This window comes from Fibrobacter sp. (assembly GCA_024399065.1).
Lineage (GTDB): Bacteria > Fibrobacterota > Fibrobacteria > Fibrobacterales > Fibrobacteraceae > Fibrobacter.
Genome location: JAKSIB010000106.1, coordinates 1 through 1,205 on the forward strand (window position 1 = coordinate 1; position 1,205 = coordinate 1,205).

General features: G+C 57.7%; 1 protein-coding gene. It reads right to left on the reverse strand.

The genetic code is table 11. The features are described from left to right. A partial coding sequence (locus MJZ25_16670; protein MCQ2125796.1) for a hypothetical protein occupies window positions 1-904 on the reverse strand: 904 nt, incomplete at its 3' end. Window positions 905-1,205: the final 301 nt, after the last annotated feature.

A 1,205-nucleotide genomic window follows, 5' to 3' on the forward strand; every position in this document is an offset into this window, starting at 1 on the left:
GCAGCGTCGTGAGGATGAGCATCGCGCACTGCCCGAAGCCGCGCACGACGACGAGACGCAGGTCCTTCTCGTGCATGCCTGGGAAGTCGGGGTCTTCGGGAAGGCGCACGGGCATCGCGCCGTAGTGGATCGTCGTGTCCTTCTCCTCGCCGTTGGCGTTGAACGCGACGACGGACGCGTGGGGCGTGTGGCACATCGCCGCGAGGACGAGGATGTTCGTCCTCACACCCTTGTACATGAGGTAGCGCTTCTGCATCATGCGCACGATGAAGTCGAGTCCGCACGAGATGAAGTAGCGGAATATCTCGTTGCGGTCTCCGCCGCGGTCGTAGACGTAGATGCCGCGGTTGCCGACCTCCGCGCGGATCGAGTCGATGATGGCCTCGATCTCCGCGTTCTCGCCCTTGTACTCGGGATCCTCCGTCGACCAGAGCCGGAACTGGAGCGGGACGACGCCGCGCCGCTTGCCGGGCTCGCAGGCGACCGCCATGCAGCCCCAGTAGCCGAGGTTGTCGCCGACCCTGCCCTTCGAGCCGTCCCACACCTTCGCGAGATACTGCATCTTCTTCGCGTAGGGCTTCTGCACGTCGGACGGGTCGATGATGATCAGCGTCGACTTGCGGACGAACTTCTTCGCGTGTTCCATCACCGCCTCGTGAATATGCTTCCAGAGGTCCTTGAAAGCGAGGTGGTGGCAGAGCCGCATCTCGATCTTCACCTGCTTGATGTTTTCGTCTATTTCCGCCGCGATCCTGTTCAGAATGACCGATTTCGTGATCTGGATGCCGTACAGCATCTGCCTCAGGAACTTAAGGCGCGGCTTCGAAAACCGGGTGTAGAATACACCCAAAAATTGCTCCAGCTGCTCTCGCGCATTCGACGAAATTTTGGTATCATATCCCATGCGGCCTCCTTTCAGGTTTAGGTTCTGACAATCGTAGATTATACGATAAACCAGCCCGGAAGTGCCGCGCGTTTTGCCTTTGCGCCCTCCCTGCGCCCTCTTTGCGGAAAAAACCGCATGAAAATTCGTCTGCGGAAATCTGACGCGGCGCGAAAACTATCCAAAAAATTGGGTAAACCGACTAAAATGAAATCGGCCTAAAAAGCGGTTTTCCGGTTTTGACACGCCTTCAAAGTGCGTTTCGCCCAATGTTTTCAGGGGTTTCGTGAAATCCACCGCTCAAAAAACGGGTGAAGTCCAA